Genomic DNA, 17,702 nt, shown 5'->3' with positions numbered 1-17,702 from the left:
GACCCCGCTGCAGTGCGTAGCACGAGGAGGCTCACCAGCCGCCTGCGGAAAACGTCCACTGTCGAAACGAAAATCAAACGGACTCATTTTAACAGGGAATTTTATAAAAAATGGACTTTCTGGACAGCCCCGTCTCTCTCATTAATTGTGCATAAATGTTAAAAGGGATCGAATTTAATTAAAAGAGTTGAGTGATTTATAAAACACTTCTATAAATTTGTCGAATTAATTGTTCTATTATAATCCGATAAGGGGTGGATTATATATGAATCGAATAAGTGAGATTACAAAGCGGGATATTCTAAATTTATTTAAGGATGGATTTTACATAGATGAAGTATTTGGTGTAAAGGGAAATTATTTTCCATATCATGGTTTAATAGAGGAAATCGAATTTCTCCAGAGATTATATAATTTGAAAAGTATGCCCAGTTTGGATCCAAGATTTTCAAATGCTAAAGAAGATATTTGGCAACATACGGTAAACAATAATGATTATCCATATTGCTGGGTATTTGAGGATGATCGATTCCAATTAGAGAATGGTGATGATGAAAAATACTTGAGATTTATATGTGAAGTTTTCCATCCTGCAGTTAGGGATGATAGTAAACCATGGAAGGTACTGCTTACAGAAATAAATAAATTGTTACGAAATGATGGGTATGAACTTTATCCAGCAATAAAAATATCTAACCGAGATGTCTATAATTGGAGAGTACACGAACTAGAAGATAGTATTTTTATTCCTTTCTCCATGAGGAATAAAAAAGCAATAGAACAGAAAAAAATAAAATTAAAAATTAAACGTGATGCGAGATATCAGATCTATCAAATTTTCGAGAAATTTAATTATATTATTATAGAAACTGATGAGACAAATTTTCAGTACAATGTATTAGTAAGTGAGAAGGTTTTGGAGGAGATAAGTAGATTTTATCCTCCTAAGTGTTTTAATAATAAAAAGCAATATGTTAATACTAATAGTCTACAAGATTTTATATTGTCTAATTATCCTTATTGTGTGTTTGATGCTATAGAGTTCTTTAACAAGTATTGTAATGATGAATTTGAAACAGAAATTAATACAATATTTAACTTAAATGGTATTTCCTATAAATTAAAAAATGGAAAAATTGAAAGTGTTGTAGATGAATATGTCAGAGAGTTTTCTCCCGTTTCTTTGAGATATAATAAAAGGACTAAAAATATCCCAGAAACTTTCTCACCAATAAATTTTGGAAAATCTAAGGGACTTACTTTTGATAGAGTGCTTATTTATCCGAATGGTCCTATAAGAAAATTCTTAGAAGGCGATTATGAGGCAGTAAGTAGTCCGAAAACTAAAGCAGGCTTATATGTTGCTATAACTAGAGCGAGATACAGTGTTACATTTGTAACGGATCAAAAGGTAATTTCAAATAAATATGTTGAAAAATTTACAATGAACAATAATGAAATTGTAGAGGTTTAAACAATTTTGTCTTTTTTGGAATTACTGTAAAAGTTGAATAGAAGACTATAAAATTTTTAACCCTTTGTATTTCTCCCAGATTTTAATCAAAGGAAGAGATAAATTAAGTTCAATGGGGTTTTAAAGCTAAGAATAGTTAGAATAACCGATACTACTGTTTCCCAAAATTTATTAATGATGTAGAAATCGGCGTTGGTAAATGTTAATCAATTTTGATAAAAAGGTTAATGAATTTGGATTCAAAACAAATTTAAAGTGAAAAAAGACCACTCCTGTCAAAACGGTGACTGGATGGTCTCTTCTTTAAAAACTCCCTATCAAAACGGTGACTGGAAGTAATACATACTATATTATATGTAAATTATAAACAAATATTCATTTATAGTCAAGAAGGTGATAACTTTTGAAATACAATATCTTTTTCGACGAGTCAAATAAATTAGATGCAGAGAAAAAATATTCTTACTATGGTGCTTTTGGTGTTGAACAATCTTTATGCGACAGTATAGTGATGGATATCAACAAGATTTTAAGAATAACAGGTAAGAAGAGTGAATATCACTTTACTGAATATAAAAATGACAAGGATATTGCTCCCTACATATATTGTTTACACCATTTCATAAAAACAAACTTACAAATTAACATATTTGTCGTAGATAATGCTATTGCATTTAATTTTGCTAGAAATGCCGATATTACAGTTACAGAATTACGTAATTTATTTTATGTTAAAATTCCAGAAAGACTATTTTATGGATTAACTAGAGGTCTTTCAAATGATTATAGAACAGTTGAAATTGTAGTCGATCACAGTCCTGAATATGGAAGAATGAAGGTATATTCAAAGTTAAAGCAGCAAATGAATGCACATGCAATTTATCGTGGTATGAAATATTATGTTAATAAAGCATGGTATAAAGAATCACATAAATCTATTCCACTTCAAATAGTTGATTTATTTATGGGAATTGTTGTCTTTCTAATGGAAAAGTCATATTTAAATATAGATGACGATAAACCGATCATTAAGGCTGATCTTATTTACCGTTTTTTAATTGAAGAAAATAATATAGATTTATTTCAACAACATATAAATATTTTTAAATGGGATGGACAAAAAGATATTATTCATGAAGTAAATATTTCAGATTATTTATCACAATTTATGGCATTCAAAACACAGTTTGATATTAATGAAATGACAAAGATAATGAGAATTAGAAAACCTAATGATTCCACTAAAGATATAAGATTAAAAATAGGCTATTCAAATAATCAATTAAGAATGCTACTTGGATATCTTGATCAGCTAGATGGTAAAGGAAGAAACACATTTATCATGAAAAATTATTATAAAAATTTCAAAACATGAATAGAACAATTTCCTATTAAACGAACGGGATTTATTTCTGTTCAATCTATGCTGAAATTTTTACAACACAATTTTAATTTAATGAGGTAACTAAATTTTCAAGTTATTTAAATCTTGTAAGGCAAACACTACTACATCCATATATCTGCGATTACCAATCAAGCCATGTGGAGTGTGTTTCAGTCATGTCGAGAGTGTAAATGTTAATATATTAGCGTTTTATGAGGAAACATCCGTTTAGTCAATAAGACAAAACGGGTGTTTTTCTGTTTGTAAGAACAAATCATCTACCTACAAATGATCATGTCGAGTTGCAAATATGGCATAAATACTTGAATTATTAAGAAATAAGCAAAAGATAGAAGATGTGTCCATATGAAATTTATAATAAATAATCCTGAATTAAGTTTAATAAACCTGTAGTTAGTATTTTATTGATAATTTAGTCTTGTTCTCAAAAAAAATAATTTGTATAATATGATTATGTGAATGGTAGGTTATTTTTTAATATTCTAAATATATGTTAAGAGATAGTACAATTGAATAAAAAGTCTTCTTTTATTTAGGGCTTGCAATAGTTATGGCAATTTCAATGATTTTGATGTTTGCAACGCCTACAGATGCGTACCGAGCAGTAAAAACGGTTAATAAAGTTACATCGAAAGCGGATTTACCAAGAACAGCAAGTGGTGGATGTGGGAACTACAAGGCGCAAAGTTCTATCACAAGGACTGGATTTAAAAAACTTTACCACAATGTAAGTTTTTATACAATTGGAGGCAGTGTTTCCTTCAAGGGAGCAGGAGTAAGTGGTAGTGGCTCTAGCCCAGGATATACAAAATCTACAAAGGGTAAATCATATACGATATCTGGAAATGTTTGTGGTAGCGGACTTTGGTTATACCTAGGTATGTTTACACCTACAGAGGTGGACTATTCAAATAGAACTTATACAGCAACTGTTAGGATTTAAATATTGTTTTAACACTCTATAGAAATAAATACTCCACTATTTACACATTTTAATGGAGCGGTAGGGATGATAATGCTAAAGAGATTGCTTGTAAATTGCTTTCTCATTTTATTAATAACGGGTTGTAGTCATAGTCCAGAATATATTAATCGAACAATTCATAATGAAAATTTCATTAACACCCTTGATTCCTATCTATTTAGCGATAGTGGGGGTAGTGTAATCGAAATCAATAGCCAATTTGAAGAACAGTCTCATTTAATGGTCAATGCAGTTCTGCAGCATGTTTCTGAAATCGACTTCTTATATGATAATGAGCCAACTTGTGAACAACAAGAATCAAATTTGTTTTACTGTAAAATCCTTTTATCAAAGTTAATAAATCAATCTGTTTTTGAAAATAATGAATTACAATCATCTTCATTTTTCGATATCTATTTTTTATATGATGCTCTAGAAGAAATCGGAGCTATGGATGATTTGCAAATGTTAATAAATAATGTTCGAGATAATCCTGTTCCATCAAAGAATGAGACGATAGAGTACTACTATTATCTTATTATGGATTTTATTTTCAATGGAACTATACATGACAATATGAAAACAGATATCATTTCGATTATTGAAGATTATCATAATAGTTACATAGTTGACTATGATGAGCCGATTATATTGCATGCCGCATTGGTTTTAAGTAGATTATATGAATTGGATGTGGACCTTAGTTCGCTGAAAGAAATATATAGTGATTCAATAAATCAAATTTCAATTCTACTACGAGATGAAATGACATTTTTCGTACATTTAGAAGTTGTAAGTGAAATGAACAAGCAGCTTAATGAGAAGATAGAATTGGATATCATTAGGAAACAACCTGTTTATCAAACGTACTACTATTCGTTAGATAGTTTGCGGAATTTATATTTATTGTCAAATATCTTTCCAAGTGATGATTTGAAAGACCATGAGATTTATACAAATTTAATTCAGCATCGACTAAGTTCTTTTTTAGAAGAACAGGGTAGCGAGATTAAGGAATCTTATCAAGCATCTTATTTTTTACAACAGGCTAGTTTGAATGTTGGTTTTAAAGGAATCGATGATTATTTAATTGCTGGAGACGGAACATGTGACAATGTGTCTCCGTTAGTTGAACAATATTATTGTTATAAACTATCGGATAAGTATTCTGGAAATCAGTTTGAAATAGTAAATGAGAATGATTTATTTGAAAAAGTAACGATTCTTGATATGTCAGAAATAAATGATGCGAACATGCAAGAAGTTATCAAATTATATGATGAGGTATTGTCGTTTACTGGAGAAAACTTTTATGTCATCTTAAACACGTATTTGAATTTACTAATCGCTCATGGTATAGAGTTTGACCAGAATGATTTTATGAATAAAATATCTTCCTATGAATGTGAACTCGGCTACTGTTCAGAAACAGGGAACTATGATCTTGAAATGGGTATATATTTTAATAACATCTTAAACCTGTTAAAGGGGGATATGGATGCAAAGGGCTTCCGTTAAACGATATCTAGAAGTAAATCATCTAAATTTCAGTTATAATAATCTTCCAATATTAAAGGATGTATCGTTACGTATAGACGGGCCAGGTCTGTATACAATCTATGGTGAAAGTGGCAGTGGAAAAACGACGCTGATTAATATTTTAGCCTTAATTCAAAAACCGTTAACTGGTGAATTGAAGATGTTTAATGAAAAAGTAGACTTTAATAATGAAACTCAAATTCAACAGTTACGGAACAAAATTGCTTATTTCTTTCAGGATTTAAATTTAATTGAGTCTTTAACAATTAGAGAGAATTTAGATATTATTTCTCTCATTAATGGTCAACCGTTATTGGAAGAATATTTAACCACCTATAGTAAGACGGTTAGAATCTATGAAAAGTTGGATACACCAGTTAATTATTTATCTGGTGGGGAAAGACAGCGGGCTGCACTATTAAAAGTCCTTGTGTTTGATTATCCATTGATTTTATTAGACGAACCAACAAATAATTTGGATCGAGAAAATGTTGCTACGATCATTGAATTATTAAATGAATTAAAAAAAGATAAAATGGTATTGGTTGTCACTCATTCTGATTTAATTGCGGAGCATGCGAATCAAGTATTTCTACTTTCTGAACTAAATAATGGAATGGGTAGGAACGGGCAAAAATGAAAAATAAGAGACTTGTTTTTGACTATATTAGGAAGAAATATACAAAAAATCTTCGGAAATTAATGATATTGAACTTTTTATTATTAGCACTTCTAATTAGTTCTGCATTTACTGTCATGATGTCAATCGGTAATATTAAAAGTCATATTTTGAATAACGAAAAGTTATCGATGGTGTTAATTAATGGGTATTCAGATAATGGCGAGTACAACTATAATATAGAACGAATTGAACGAATGCCTCATGTAAAAGGTGTCGTTTATGAATATGATGCCGCCGTACTATTAGAAAAAAATGGGGAACCGGACTTCATAAACTGCTTATCATTAAACCCAACTACAAAGGAAGCAATAAGTTTTTACGAACAAGTAGATAAACAAGCAATTATTTTGCCGGAAAGCTTTAAAGGAAAAACGTTAAAATTTTATGACATGGAGCATACAGAACTAAATTTGAATAAATACTTTTATGAAGGCGATGGAAACTTTTTTCTTAAAGACTATTGTTATGTGACACCCGATATATATATGGACTTAATGGATAAAATCAAGATGGAGGAAAATTTCTCCGGTGTAAAAAATCTCATTGTTCATTTAGAAAAGATGGAACATATATTTGAGTTCGTCACGGCATTCCATGATATGTTTGATGAAGAAGATGTATATGTTTATTATCAAGCTGAGGGGCTAGAGGATTTAGTCGCTGATTCTAAAACATCCTTATGGTTGCTTATTATATTTGAGATGATATTGTTCATTGTTATTTTAATCATTTACCGAGGGAGTTTGGGATCTTTTATTAAAGTGTTAAATCGGGATTTAATCTCATTGTATTTAAATGGTATGTCAAGTAAGGAAATCATTCGTCAGTTTTATACAACAATTGAAAAGTCTAATCGAATGATTTATCTTTTATCCTTATTATTTGTTCTTATTATTGGATGGCTACTTTCCTTTAAAGTTATTTTCCCAACACTAGTGAAGTGGATGATAATCATCTTAGGAACCCTCCTTGTACTTGTCGCATTAAACAAGGTGTTTGTCCGCTATATGATTGTTAACTTGTTAAAACGAGAGCTGTCCAGTGATAACATTGTTTCAAAGTTAAGGAATTAAGACTTAGGAAAATACCGTCGTACAATAGTTGAAAAAGTAAAGTAGTTGTTAATGACATATTTTTTAAAAACAAAAGGGGCTCTCCATTCAATGACTATGGAAAGCCTTCTTTTTTGCTAAGCATGCATGTAGTCACCAAGAACAGCAAGTGATGGATGTGGGAACGACAAGGCGCATAGTTAGATGAAGGATTTAAATTTTACTTCATCTAACTCATTTTCAGTCAGAGGAAATGGATTATAGACATACGGTAAACTTAAATGAAGTAGTATTAACAAAATTGAGTGTCATCAAAATAGCATCTATTCATTTAGAAATTAGTGATAAGGTTTTGGTAAATTTGTTAGTGAATTGTCAAAATCATATTATGTTTTATAAAGAGAGGAGGAACAAATTGGATAAAGATCAGCAGATGCAAGAAGAATATAGGATGATAATGCATTCGAAGGATTTCGATAAGCTTGATAGATTCGTAAGGGACCACGGAGTTAATTGTGAGATAAACGGATCAAGTCTATTATTTTGGGCTGTATATAGAAATAAGTCTATGGTAGTTAATCGATTATTAGAATTAGGTGCTAATCCAAACTGTAGGAATGAGTTTGGTACAAGTTGCTTATCTTTAGCCTGTTTTTATGGTTTTGTAGATGTTTTAAAAACCTTAATAGATCATGGAGCTAACATAGATTTCGGTTGTGTGAATCGTGCATATTATGGTTGGGACGGACATATTCAGGTGGAAATATTACAAGTTCTTCAAGAATATGGGTGGATCAATCTATATTTAGATGATTTAAGGGATATTCCGAAAGGTTTTGTAGGTGCTAGGACTGTAGGAGATGCGGTTGAATTGATAAGCAAAAATAAAGTGCACATCCTTTCTTTAGATCATGATTTAGGTATGAATGACAAAGGTGAATTGGAAAAAACAGGCTATGACTTCGTAAAATGGATTTGTGAAAGAGGAATAAGACCAGCAAATAAAATATATATCCACACGGATAACATAGTAGGAAAGGAAAACATGTATGAAACCCTCAAAGCTGCTTGTAGAAGGGGATTTATTGATAAAGATATTGAGATCTATCCTTATCCGATCGTTAAAAATAGATATTCAAGAGATTAAGATGCCCGATGTAAAGACTGAGCGATAACCGTGAAGCATTTATGCCTTACGGTTTTTTTGTTGCTCATTTGATAGGTTACACGCATTAGCTTCATTGTTGTAAAGCCAAAAGAGAGTATAGAACGTATACATGTGAATATTTACCTTTGCTATTACATAGTATGTTTTATTCTTAATCCTATTTACAATTGTAAGAAAAGGAAATTGTTTTATTGATACATTCTTTTGAAATATTTATTCCTACCAGCGATGAAGATATAGAACAACTCTTTACCAAATACGGGATTAGAGTTAACAAATAGCGGTACGATTATCGGTACATTCATGCAACAGTAAAACAATTAAAGAAGTTTTTTCCATAAAACGCTATTGTGCAAACATGGGAAGATAATTAATTACCTGGTATATGGTATTTAAAGTTTAAGGTTGATGTAATAAAGTTTTTGAAAAAAAGGCACAATTAAAGATAAAGACTACGAATTGATAGAGATGGATATTTGAAAATTTTTATCTTATCACTTTGATTACCATACATTTACAAGGATTGACTATCTAATAGATGAAGCGGCTACGAATCCTCAACACCGTCCATCATTACATTTGAAAGTAAATAAATTAAAAAAACTATTAATGTTGACTATAGTGGATGGTACTATAAATATATAGGTAAATTAACATAGTTTTTAGATATTAAATATGTGAAGAGACTATTGAGAGTGTAAAATATTTTGTGTAAATAGAAATGCACTAAATAATGTTCATAGAAAAAGGAAGACCCTTTCAGTAGAATAAAGTTAGCCAACCAAATTCACAGAAAAGAGGTCTTCCCTATGAATCATCTTACTACAGATTTAATCGAAGCACTAGCACAAAAACAAGATATCAAAGAAGTTTTTCGTCATCATTTGGAAAGAGCTATCAATCAGCTGTTGAAACATGAATGAACTGTCTTTTTAGATTATGAGCCTTATGATCGAGAAGGTTTTCATTCCGGCAATTCTCGTAATGGCTTTTACGATCGTACGTTTAAAACCGAATACGGAGAACTACATCTTCGTATCCCTAGAGACCGTAATGGCGAGTTTCAACAACAAACAATAGCTCCTTATAAGCGATCCAATGATACACTGGAACAGTTTGTCATTCACCTTTATGAAAAAGGGATTACGAAGAAAACCGCTCATCTTATCGAGCAGATGTATGGACATCACTTTTCAAACAATCGGTTTCGAACCTAACGCAACTTGTTTCTGAAGACGTGCAGGCTTTCCATGAACGAAAGCTGGAAGAACGTTATGTGTGCATTTACCTAGATGCCACTCATATTCCGATTCGACGTCAAACGGTTGAAAAAGAAGCTGTCTACATCGCTATTGGTATTACGGAAGAAGGAAACAAAGAAGTTTTAGACTTTACCATTGCACCAACAGAGTCTTCTCACGTATGGGAAGAACTCATCCAAGGCCTACGTGAGCGAGGCGTAGAAAACGTCCTCCTTTTCATTTCCGATGGATTGCCAGGAATGACGGATAGTATTCATCGTGTCTATCCGAAGGCCAAGCATCAAGTGTGCTGTGTACATGCCGCTCGAAACATTTCCAGTAAAGTACGTGTAAAGGATCGCGCAGCCATTCTCGATGATTTTAAGGCCGTCTATCAAGCAAAAGACCGTGAAGAAGCTTTAGAAGCCTTAGAACAAATGCAAAGCAAGTGGGAAAAGGCCTATCCACGTGTCATTGATTCTGTGATGAACAATGAACAAATCTTAACGTTTTATGATTTTCCAGCTTCCATTCGTCGCAGTATCTACTCGACAAATTTAATCGAAGCTTTTAACAAAGAAATCAAACGATATGTCAAACGCAAAGAACAATTCCCGAATGAAGAATCCTTAGAACGTTTTCTTGTGACACGGTTTTTAGACTATAATCACAAGTTTGGCATGCGTTGTCATCGAGGCTTTGAAAAGGCAAAATCAGAATTGATACAGATGTTTGAAGCACTGGAAGATTAAGCTCTAGCACTGATCCGCCATCCTTGACCTTGTTTGCGGTCGTGGTGGTGTGTAGGTTGTCGGATGGGAAAAATAAAGCCCTATGTGGGGACTTTATCCGCACACCTAGCGTACCACGACCGATCTTTTCTAAGTTCTCGCTGGCCGGGTCCCTGAACCCAACCAGCAAGAACTAAGAAAAGGCACAAGGTCAAGGACAAGCAGCTACCGCTGTGGCTCTGTGTTTAACCTAGAGATAGAAGTTTTATCAACTAAAATAAGCAGGCTAACTTTTCTACCGGAAATAGGGTTATTTACACAAAATTATTGACACACCCATATATTATTTTATATAAAAAAATATAAAATTGAATAAAAAATACAAAGATATATTTCCAAAAGTATGGAAAAAATATTTTCGGCGAGTATACTATTAAAGTATAGAAAGATACGTGAGCTTGTTATTTATGTTAATTATTAAAAATTTTTGGAGGGGATTTTATGGTTGGTTTTAAAGAAGCTCCTTATGCTGCAGGAATGAATTTCGACGTTGAAGAGATTGAACCTTTTTTAAATCATTTATCAACATCAATCTTAGATACTGGATTAGATCAAAAAGAAATTAAATTCATTCAAGAAAAAATTGAAAACACGAATGAACATAATCAGTTAATAGAGTTTGGAATCTTCGATGTAACTTATAAAGGAAAACAATCGAAAATAAGGATACAGGCTGAAGTAGATATTGAAGATGAAGATAAAGAGGTCGTTATGTATATATATAGTAGCCAAGAGTTAGTAGATATTATTGATAAGGAAATGTTGAAAGTGGAGGAACAAAGGGAATTTTAATGGTATAGAATCTAAATAAAGACATTTTTTATATAGACAAGATTACTTTTGCACTAAAAAAAGAGGCTGGGACAACTCAGCCTCTTTTTAACTATTCTTTTTTAATTTTTTTCCTCAAAGGAACTAGAAAGTATTCTAATTTATCTCCTACTATGACAGAACCTCTGTCATTTAATCGCCCAATGTAACGTCCAAGCCTTCCTTTTGAAATAGTCGTGAGCATCTCTGTTTTGATGACACCACTTACTTTTCCTTCTTTCAGAATTTCCTTGGTAATCAGAACTTGTCCTTTTGTGGCGAATTCTTTGTTAGAACAAGGAATTCCTGTCACTGTCCCCGAGTTATCATTATAATTCGTGGATGTAAGTACCAGAAAAGGACGAACTCCATTCATTTCACTTCCGATATTCTCCCCTAAGTCAGCCGTATAAAGCTCTAATGGCTTGGGGTTTTACCAGTTCCTGGAGGTCCATTAACTGAATAAACAGGTCCATCTCCGTGAATGATTTGATTTACTGCAACTTGTTGCATAAGTGAAAGACGATGATCAATCCGTGACGGCCAACGTCCATCTGGAAGGTTTTTAGGGCTGAGTAAAGACTCAATCGCTTGATGGTCTTGCTCAATATCTACTTGCAAGTCTTTTCCCTTAATAAATTGGTGTAATGTTTCATTCATACCTTTTCTTTTGATTGTTTGTAAATCTTCAATATAAAAACTGTTGAAACTCGGTTTCTTTTTATCTGCATTTTTTCTCACAATATGCATTTCAAAAAAATGTAAATGATCATGCGTTGGCTCATCAAAGTAACGATAAAAATTTTTTGATAGTTTTTGAACTGCTTCACTAGTTACGCCATTACTAAAAAGTGTTTTTGCATCCTCTTCTAATTGATAGCGTGCATCATTATATCGGTCAATAAAGTGACTGTAGTTAATTTTGTCTGTGTGAAACATATCATAAATGACTGTATGAACATGCGGGATAAAAAGAGAGTCTTCTATATATTCATTTGTATCATTTACTTGGAAAGAGAAACTATAACATCTTTGTTTCGGTTTATTAATGACTTCATCATCATGTTTAAAAAAAGACCGAAATGTATCGATTAAATCACTTAATTTATAACAATTCATATAATATGTATATTGGGTTGTATAAGTTCGTGGGTTCTTAGGCTTTGCTGTTTTAATAAATTCTTGTAAGAAGTTCATTTTATTTATTTGTTGTCTTTGTTTACCATCGGAAAATAAATAACCAGGAATTATATTAGATTTCGGCAGTTCAGCTGGTTGTATCATTTCAATAAATAACCACGAATTCAATACATTCTGTGGATCCATATATTACAACTCCCTTTTAATACTTATAACTCTATCTTGATAAAAAATAATTAAAAATTGACAGATAAATCATAGCAAAACAAAAAGATATATTTATCTTAGTTTGCGATTGTACCAATCCAAGACATAAGTAACTGACTGAAAAAGAATGTCGTATGATTGTTATAAATAGGATATTGTATTTCCCTATACTATGTCGGATTCTATTATTGTTCATTATAGGCTGTTCATATAATCTTTTCTAAAAAAGCACCTCATATATTAGCATATATGTCTAAGGTTGAGGTGCTATTATATCTTATACTGGGCGCACAGTTATTTCGTTTACATTGACATAATCAGGCTGTGTGAGTGCATAAACGACAGCTTTCGCTATGTCTTTTGGCTCTAATTTTTTACGTTCGTTATTCCAAGAACTTTCATTAGTTAAGCTCGTGTCCACCATACCAGGTGAAATATTTGTGACACGGACACCCGTTTTGGCCAATTCTTTTTCTAGTCCAGCTGAAATGGCCCGGACAGCAAATTTTGTAGCACTATAGACAGTACTAACCTTTGTGACTTCAAAGCCAGAGACCGATGCGATATTAATAATATGACCAGTTGAGCGTTCTAACATAGAAGGTAATACATAATGGATGCCATATAGCATGCCTTTTATGTTTACATCAATCATCTCTTCCCATTCTTCTACTTTTCCAGAGCGAATCATTGAAGAAAGCATTTGACCAGCATTATTCACTAAAATATCAACATGATTAAATGCTTCTTCAGCTTTTTTTACTAATTGGTTAACCTGTTGCTTATTTGTTACATCTGTCTGGATTACCAAGACTTTTCCTTTACCGAGTTCCTTAATTTCCTTCTCTATTTTTGAAAGTTTTTCTAAATGACGGGCAGCTAGTACAACATTTGCTTCTTCTTTAGCTAACTCCTTTGCAATACGAGCACCAATGCCACTACTTGCCCCTGTGACAATAGCCGTTTTTCCATGTAATTGCCCCATCCTTATGACCTCCTATGCAAATAAATTATATCCTTCTTTACTATATCTATTAGCGATTTAGCGATCATAACGATTGAATTGTAAGTATAAAATATATTGATTTAAGGATATTGTAACATAGAGATTCTGTCTCATGTGGTAAAACCGGAAGACATATTTATTCACCCTACTGAAAATACAAAAGAGAATTAGAGTTGAGGTTTTATTTGAATTTTGTAGGAGGAGAACTTTTAATCAGGTCATAGACTAAAAAGAAAACAACGATTGATTCTTAATGATAGTTGTATTATTATTTTTTGAATATATGGTAAAATGAAAGAGGAATTTTATTTAGCAATTAACAGAATAATAAAAACGTACCGCGATTAAAAAATCAAAAACTTAAACAAAAGGGTGGTGTAAAATGATAATCTTTGCTATTTCGGTTTTAGCTATCATGTTAATTTTCATCAAATTTATTCGAAAAAAATACAATATCGTGCCTTACCCTAAACCATACAGACATATAAACAACATCCATAAATGGGGAGAGCGATTTCTAATTCTATTGGCTATTATTTTATTCATCCTATCCTATATTATTGAGTGGTACCTCATATTTGGTTTTGCTATCGCTCCATGTATTGCAAATGGATTTCGAGCCTATATGGAATATAAACACCAGCGCGAAGAAAAGGAATATATTATTACCTTCATAGAAACTTTAGGTATTAGTATTATCCTAGTTGGATTACCAATTTTTTATTTCGGATGGTCACTTTAGACATACGACTCCACAAAGCAAAGCCGTCATGAAAAGGGGTGAAAAAAACTATGGTTATAAATAACGAGGAAGATATCATTAAAGCAATTGAAAAAGATGAATGGATGATGGATTTATTAAGAGCTGTAAAAACATTAAATCTGCCTGATTGGTGGATTTGTGCTGGATTTGTTCGTTCAAAGATCTGGGATGTCATACACAACTTTAGCACAAGGACCCCATTACCAGATATTGACGTCATTTACTTTGATTCGAAAAAGGTAGATGAATTAGAAGAAAAAAAGATTGAAAAAAAATTAAGCTCTCTTGTACCTAATATCCCTTGGTCAGTAAAAAATCAGGCAAGAATGCATATGATAAACAATGTGTCTCCCTATTCATCTTCAGTTGACAGTATCTCCAAATTTCCAGAGACGGTTACATCTCTAGGCGTTAAATTAGATGAAAAAGATGATATTAAATTAATTGCTCCCTGGGGACTTAATGATGTTGTCAATTTAGAGGTAAGACCCACACCATACTTTGCTACAAAAGAAAGAATTCACATTTATGAAAAGCGGGTTACAGAAAAAAATTGGAGTAGCATTTGGGATGGGGTAAAGGTATATGGTGTTATTTCTAATTAAATTATCGTGTGTAGAAGCGAAAGGATTGCGATAACTGAACGTGCAATCATTATCATATAATAAAGGGGGCATAGGTAGTTGAAAAGAATATTATTTTTTATTTTACTGGCTTTTGTCCTAAGTGCTTGTGACCAACAAGAACAAAATAGGAATACGACTTTAATAGAAAAACAGGAGGGTATTATCGGGCAGATAGGACAAAAACTCGATGGATGTCAATTATTAGTAATTCCTAGCACAAAGGAAGAAGACATTTCTAATAAATCAGTTGAAGAGTTAGTGAGGATGGCTCAACAAAAAGATGGGGCATATTATTACGTTACAACCGATGTGGCTAATGATTTAGAGGTGGGAACACAGGTTAAAGTGTATTGGAATGGTTCGCAAAACGATTCAGACCCTCCCCAGCGTACGGCAGAAAAAATAGAAATAGTTATGAAGTTGGACTAACCCTTAATAATAGACAATTTTACCCTAAAAAAACGGAGAGGCTGTGAAAATGAATATTTAGGAGTGATCTAAACGAAAGCAGTAATCATTTATTCGAAAGGTAAGGCTTGGTTAGAGGGAAAACCTCATTGGGTACAAAAACTCGTACCACATCGTCATTACTTAGTGAATACTTTAAAGGAAAGGTTAATTTCTGCTGGTCATTTATGGACCATACAGGTGGTTTGGTCATTGTTGAAGTTGAAAAAATACAAGAAGCTGAAGAAGTTTCAAAGAACGACCCTGCAGTGCTGGAAGGAAAATTTGAGTATGTCGTCCATCCTTGGGAACCATTTTTTATAGGAAGTATTGCAAAAAAGAAAGGTGTGATGTCTTATGCTAAATAATCTTAATCTTGATCTAAATATCGCAAGTTATATTTTAAAAGGAAAAACAGTACAGAGGGGATGTCACATTGATATTGAAAGAGGAAAAATTTAATATTGTGTCGGAAACAGAAAGGTTAGTTATGAGACCTTTGCGGGAAGAAGATTACAAACAATGGTTAGAAGGATTTCATAACAAATTACCTTCGCAAAACAAATATGATGACGACAAAACAGATATGAGTGAGTGGACCCAAGAAGCATTTAATGATGTCGTACAAAAGCATCAAGAATTAGCGATTAAAGATGAAGTATATGTATTTAGTCTCTTTCGCAAAGGCTATGTTAAAGTTTATTGTTGATATAAGGTAAAAAATTAGAACTTCCATTTTTCTGGAAGTTCTATTAAATAATAATGTTTTATTCAACTAAAGCACCCGTTAGTGAAATCTTGAAGATAAGATTATATTTTTTTAGATAGAGGTTGCCAATTTCACACTTTTATAATTGCTTTCTATAATCAAATATTACACATTATAATTCAGTTGTTTGCATAATACCTCACGGCTACAATGAATTTTTCTCCTTACATTAGAAATAGGAATTTGCATTATATCACTGATCTCTCCTACTGAAAAGCCAACCATATGTTTTAAAACAATAGCTAAACGATCATATACCGCTAACTGTAAGATTTCTTTCTGAATTGACTCTGTAGATTCAGCCATCTCTATTTCCGTATAATCACTTGTCGTTTTCTCTCGTAACCAGTCCAAGACTAAGTCTACGATAATACGGAACAGTTTAGATGAAACTTTATCAAAGTTGTAATCTCTTACGTTCATATACACCTCTATAAAAGCAGTTTGAGCTATTTCTTCAGCTTCATTTCGCTTTCCAATCATATAAAAGCAAATTTGGTATACTTGGTGTTTGTAGCATTCTATAAAATCGGAAAAGGGAAGTTCCCCACTGTGTTTCTTTTCTAATTTTATGTTCTCATCCATTTCGTTACCCCATTACTGTATATTCCTTTCTTTAAAAAATAATCTTCATAATAATATAATACTAATTTTTAGAACAGACATTCCACTCATTGGTTTAATATGAGAAAATCCAATTTCATAAGTTGCCGTTACATTTTTCCTTTTATTGGTTATTTATTTCATATCATAAGACTTCATTTTATCTAATTCTTGGTTTCTCTTTTTATGAAGAGCTTTCCGCCCCTCATACCATCCTCCAATAAGAAAGGCAAGTCCAATTAAAAGTATTAAGACATAAGCAAGAAATTTTTCGTTTTCATTAAAAAATATCCAAGTACGCCAAATAACGAAAACTAATGGGATAAGACCTCCCCAATAAACACTATTTCTGGTTGATAAAAAGTGTTGCACACCAAGTATTCCAGCAATAATAAAAACATCATAAAAACCAAATCCAAACATCATTTTTCACTCTTTTCTTTTTTATATTTTTCTATTATTAGTTTTGCTTCCTCCAAATTAATACGGTCATCAATCGAAAGCTGTTTAATGAATTTTATAAATTCCTCATTATCTGCAGCGTCATTCAATTTTATCTTTTCAATTAACCTATCCAGCTTGATTCTCACAGTTGGATAAGAAACCTCATAAATTTTTGCAATTTCTTTCAAAGATCCTGAATTCATTACGAATTTTTTAATGAATTCCATATCTTCCTCGTCTAAGGATAAAATCCAATCTGGTACATTTTTAATATCCATATATGCTCTCACTCCTTTATATTCAAATTCAGTTTAACATAAATATAAATAAAGTAAAGTTATATTTTAACATTATTAAAATTTTATTAAAAAGTATGTTTAATTTTTATAAAATGCCGATGTTTGAATACAGGATTAAGTATGTCATTCATTGCAATATATTTTAATCAAAAAAAGTACGATCCTTATTAAAGAATCGCACCCTTTAGGACAATAAGGATTTTCAATTTAGATACCCAAAATTTCATCTATAACTATTTGATTTTCGTGACCATCTTCAATAGTAGGTAAAT

19 protein-coding genes and 1 pseudogene are annotated in these 17,702 nt (G+C 31.9%); 14 read left to right on the top strand and 6 right to left on the bottom strand.

The features are described 5' to 3' along the window. Window positions 1-265 precede the first annotated feature (265 nt). The 9 genes and pseudogenes from HNQ35_RS13375 (at window position 266) to HNQ35_RS13335 (ending at window position 11,108) form a co-directional block, all read left to right on the top strand. Window positions 266-1,474: an AbiJ-related protein gene (locus HNQ35_RS13375; RefSeq protein WP_146938690.1), complete on the top strand. Its 1,209-nt coding sequence runs from the start codon at window positions 266-268 to the stop codon at window positions 1,472-1,474. Window positions 1,475-1,877: 403 nt separating this feature from the next. After that, window positions 1,878-2,849: a DUF3800 domain-containing protein gene (locus HNQ35_RS13370; protein WP_146938691.1), complete on the top strand. Its 972-nt coding sequence runs from the start codon at window positions 1,878-1,880 to the stop codon at window positions 2,847-2,849. A 580-nt stretch (window positions 2,850-3,429) separates the two neighbouring features. Beyond that, on the top strand, window positions 3,430-3,822 hold the full coding sequence (locus tag HNQ35_RS13365; protein ID WP_146938692.1) for a hypothetical protein: 393 nt from the start codon (window positions 3,430-3,432) through the stop codon (window positions 3,820-3,822). Between the two features lie 72 nt (window positions 3,823-3,894). Further along, window positions 3,895-5,361 carry a hypothetical protein gene (locus HNQ35_RS13360; RefSeq protein WP_146938693.1) on the top strand — a complete coding sequence of 489 codons (1,467 nt, stop codon included), beginning with the start codon at window positions 3,895-3,897 and terminating at the stop codon, window positions 5,359-5,361. Further along, window positions 5,342-6,022, top strand: a complete 681-nt coding sequence (locus HNQ35_RS13355; protein WP_146938694.1) for an ATP-binding cassette domain-containing protein — start codon at window positions 5,342-5,344, stop codon at window positions 6,020-6,022. The genes HNQ35_RS13360 and HNQ35_RS13355 overlap by 20 nt, the downstream gene beginning before the upstream one ends. Continuing rightward, on the top strand, window positions 6,019-7,137 hold the full coding sequence (locus HNQ35_RS13350; RefSeq protein ID WP_146938695.1) for a hypothetical protein: 1,119 nt from the start codon (window positions 6,019-6,021) through the stop codon (window positions 7,135-7,137). Before HNQ35_RS13355 ends, HNQ35_RS13350 begins: the two co-directional genes overlap by 4 nt. A gap of 394 nt (window positions 7,138-7,531) precedes the next feature. After that, window positions 7,532-8,263, top strand: a complete 732-nt coding sequence (locus tag HNQ35_RS14475; protein WP_174771692.1) for an ankyrin repeat domain-containing protein — start codon at window positions 7,532-7,534, stop codon at window positions 8,261-8,263. Window positions 8,264-9,093: 830 nt separating this feature from the next. Continuing rightward, window positions 9,094-10,277: pseudogene (locus HNQ35_RS13340) on the top strand (IS256 family transposase). Between the two features lie 480 nt (window positions 10,278-10,757). Next, window positions 10,758-11,108 (top strand): hypothetical protein, encoded by a 351-nt coding sequence (locus tag HNQ35_RS13335; RefSeq protein ID WP_146938696.1) that lies wholly within the window; start codon window positions 10,758-10,760, stop codon window positions 11,106-11,108. Between the two features lie 91 nt (window positions 11,109-11,199). On the opposite strand, the gene HNQ35_RS13330 is transcribed toward HNQ35_RS13335, so the two are convergent. The 3 genes from HNQ35_RS13330 to HNQ35_RS13320 all read right to left on the bottom strand — a co-directional run bounded on the left by HNQ35_RS13330 (window position 11,200) and on the right by HNQ35_RS13320 (window position 13,458). Continuing rightward, window positions 11,200-11,502, bottom strand: coding sequence for a type II toxin-antitoxin system PemK/MazF family toxin (locus HNQ35_RS13330; protein WP_146938697.1), 303 nt, complete (start codon window positions 11,500-11,502; stop codon window positions 11,200-11,202). 41 nt (window positions 11,503-11,543) lie between these two features. Beyond that, window positions 11,544-12,452, bottom strand: a complete 909-nt coding sequence (locus HNQ35_RS13325) for a hypothetical protein (RefSeq protein WP_146938698.1) — start codon at window positions 12,450-12,452, stop codon at window positions 11,544-11,546. A gap of 298 nt (window positions 12,453-12,750) precedes the next feature. Next, window positions 12,751-13,458 (bottom strand): SDR family oxidoreductase, encoded by a 708-nt coding sequence (locus tag HNQ35_RS13320; RefSeq protein ID WP_146938699.1) that lies wholly within the window; start codon window positions 13,456-13,458, stop codon window positions 12,751-12,753. Window positions 13,459-13,861: 403 nt separating this feature from the next. Between HNQ35_RS13320 and HNQ35_RS13315 the strand changes: the two genes are divergently transcribed. The 5 genes from HNQ35_RS13315 (at window position 13,862) to HNQ35_RS13295 (ending at window position 16,024) form a co-directional block, all read left to right on the top strand. Beyond that, a complete protein-coding gene (locus HNQ35_RS13315; protein WP_146938700.1) occupies window positions 13,862-14,221 on the top strand; it encodes a DUF4181 domain-containing protein in 360 nt (119 codons plus the stop codon). A 50-nt stretch (window positions 14,222-14,271) separates the two neighbouring features. Continuing rightward, a complete protein-coding gene (locus HNQ35_RS13310; protein ID WP_146938701.1) occupies window positions 14,272-14,847 on the top strand; it encodes a nucleotidyltransferase family protein in 576 nt (191 codons plus the stop codon). A gap of 78 nt (window positions 14,848-14,925) precedes the next feature. Next, window positions 14,926-15,297, top strand: a complete 372-nt coding sequence (locus HNQ35_RS13305; RefSeq protein WP_146938702.1) for a DUF3221 domain-containing protein — start codon at window positions 14,926-14,928, stop codon at window positions 15,295-15,297. Between the two features lie 128 nt (window positions 15,298-15,425). Then, a complete protein-coding gene (locus tag HNQ35_RS13300) occupies window positions 15,426-15,683 on the top strand; it encodes a YciI family protein (RefSeq protein ID WP_221261507.1) in 258 nt (85 codons plus the stop codon). Between the two features lie 68 nt (window positions 15,684-15,751). Next, window positions 15,752-16,024, top strand: coding sequence for a GNAT family N-acetyltransferase (locus HNQ35_RS13295; protein ID WP_146938703.1), 273 nt, complete (start codon window positions 15,752-15,754; stop codon window positions 16,022-16,024). Between the two features lie 165 nt (window positions 16,025-16,189). Here the strand turns inward: HNQ35_RS13295 and HNQ35_RS13290 are convergent, their stop codons facing one another. The 3 genes from HNQ35_RS13290 to HNQ35_RS13280 all read right to left on the bottom strand — a co-directional run bounded on the left by HNQ35_RS13290 (window position 16,190) and on the right by HNQ35_RS13280 (window position 17,409). Continuing rightward, window positions 16,190-16,669 carry a sigma factor gene (locus HNQ35_RS13290; RefSeq protein ID WP_146938704.1) on the bottom strand — a complete coding sequence of 160 codons (480 nt, stop codon included), beginning with the start codon at window positions 16,667-16,669 and terminating at the stop codon, window positions 16,190-16,192. 153 nt (window positions 16,670-16,822) lie between these two features. Then, on the bottom strand, window positions 16,823-17,110 hold the full coding sequence (locus HNQ35_RS13285; protein WP_040048315.1) for a hypothetical protein: 288 nt from the start codon (window positions 17,108-17,110) through the stop codon (window positions 16,823-16,825). Beyond that, entirely contained in the window at window positions 17,110-17,409 is a 300-nt protein-coding gene (locus HNQ35_RS13280) for a DUF2089 family protein (RefSeq protein ID WP_040048314.1), read from the bottom strand. Before HNQ35_RS13280 ends, HNQ35_RS13285 begins: the two co-directional genes overlap by 1 nt. Between the last annotated feature and the right edge of the window lie 293 nt (window positions 17,410-17,702).

Origin of the sequence: Cerasibacillus quisquiliarum (genome assembly GCF_014202495.1) — a bacterium.
Classification (GTDB): Bacteria; Bacillota; Bacilli; order Bacillales; family Amphibacillaceae; genus Cerasibacillus; species Cerasibacillus quisquiliarum.
The sequence above is the reverse complement of the archived record's forward strand: the minus strand, read 5'-3'. Positions and strand labels throughout refer to the sequence as shown.

Coding starts and splice junctions, on each gene's coding strand:
- HNQ35_RS13350 (WP_146938695.1), top strand. CDS start 6,019: ATGAAAAATAAGAGACTTGTTTTTGACTATATTAGGAAGAAATATACA.
- HNQ35_RS13365 (WP_146938692.1), top strand. CDS start 3,430: ATGGCAATTTCAATGATTTTGATGTTTGCAACGCCTACAGATGCGTAC.
- HNQ35_RS13285 (WP_040048315.1), bottom strand. CDS start 17,110: ATGTTTGGATTTGGTTTTTATGATGTTTTTATTATTGCTGGAATACTT.
- HNQ35_RS13310 (WP_146938701.1), top strand. CDS start 14,272: ATGGTTATAAATAACGAGGAAGATATCATTAAAGCAATTGAAAAAGAT.
- HNQ35_RS13280 (WP_040048314.1), bottom strand. CDS start 17,409: ATGGATATTAAAAATGTACCAGATTGGATTTTATCCTTAGACGAGGAA.
- HNQ35_RS13360 (WP_146938693.1), top strand. CDS start 3,895: ATGCTAAAGAGATTGCTTGTAAATTGCTTTCTCATTTTATTAATAACG.
- HNQ35_RS13335 (WP_146938696.1), top strand. CDS start 10,758: ATGGTTGGTTTTAAAGAAGCTCCTTATGCTGCAGGAATGAATTTCGAC.
- HNQ35_RS13290 (WP_146938704.1), bottom strand. CDS start 16,669: ATGGATGAGAACATAAAATTAGAAAAGAAACACAGTGGGGAACTTCCC.
- HNQ35_RS13325 (WP_146938698.1), bottom strand. CDS start 12,452: ATGGATCCACAGAATGTATTGAATTCGTGGTTATTTATTGAAATGATA.
- HNQ35_RS13315 (WP_146938700.1), top strand. CDS start 13,862: ATGATAATCTTTGCTATTTCGGTTTTAGCTATCATGTTAATTTTCATC.
- HNQ35_RS13320 (WP_146938699.1), bottom strand. CDS start 13,458: ATGGGGCAATTACATGGAAAAACGGCTATTGTCACAGGGGCAAGTAGT.
- HNQ35_RS13330 (WP_146938697.1), bottom strand. CDS start 11,502: ATGAATGGAGTTCGTCCTTTTCTGGTACTTACATCCACGAATTATAAT.
- HNQ35_RS13375 (WP_146938690.1), top strand. CDS start 266: ATGAATCGAATAAGTGAGATTACAAAGCGGGATATTCTAAATTTATTT.
- HNQ35_RS13355 (WP_146938694.1), top strand. CDS start 5,342: ATGCAAAGGGCTTCCGTTAAACGATATCTAGAAGTAAATCATCTAAAT.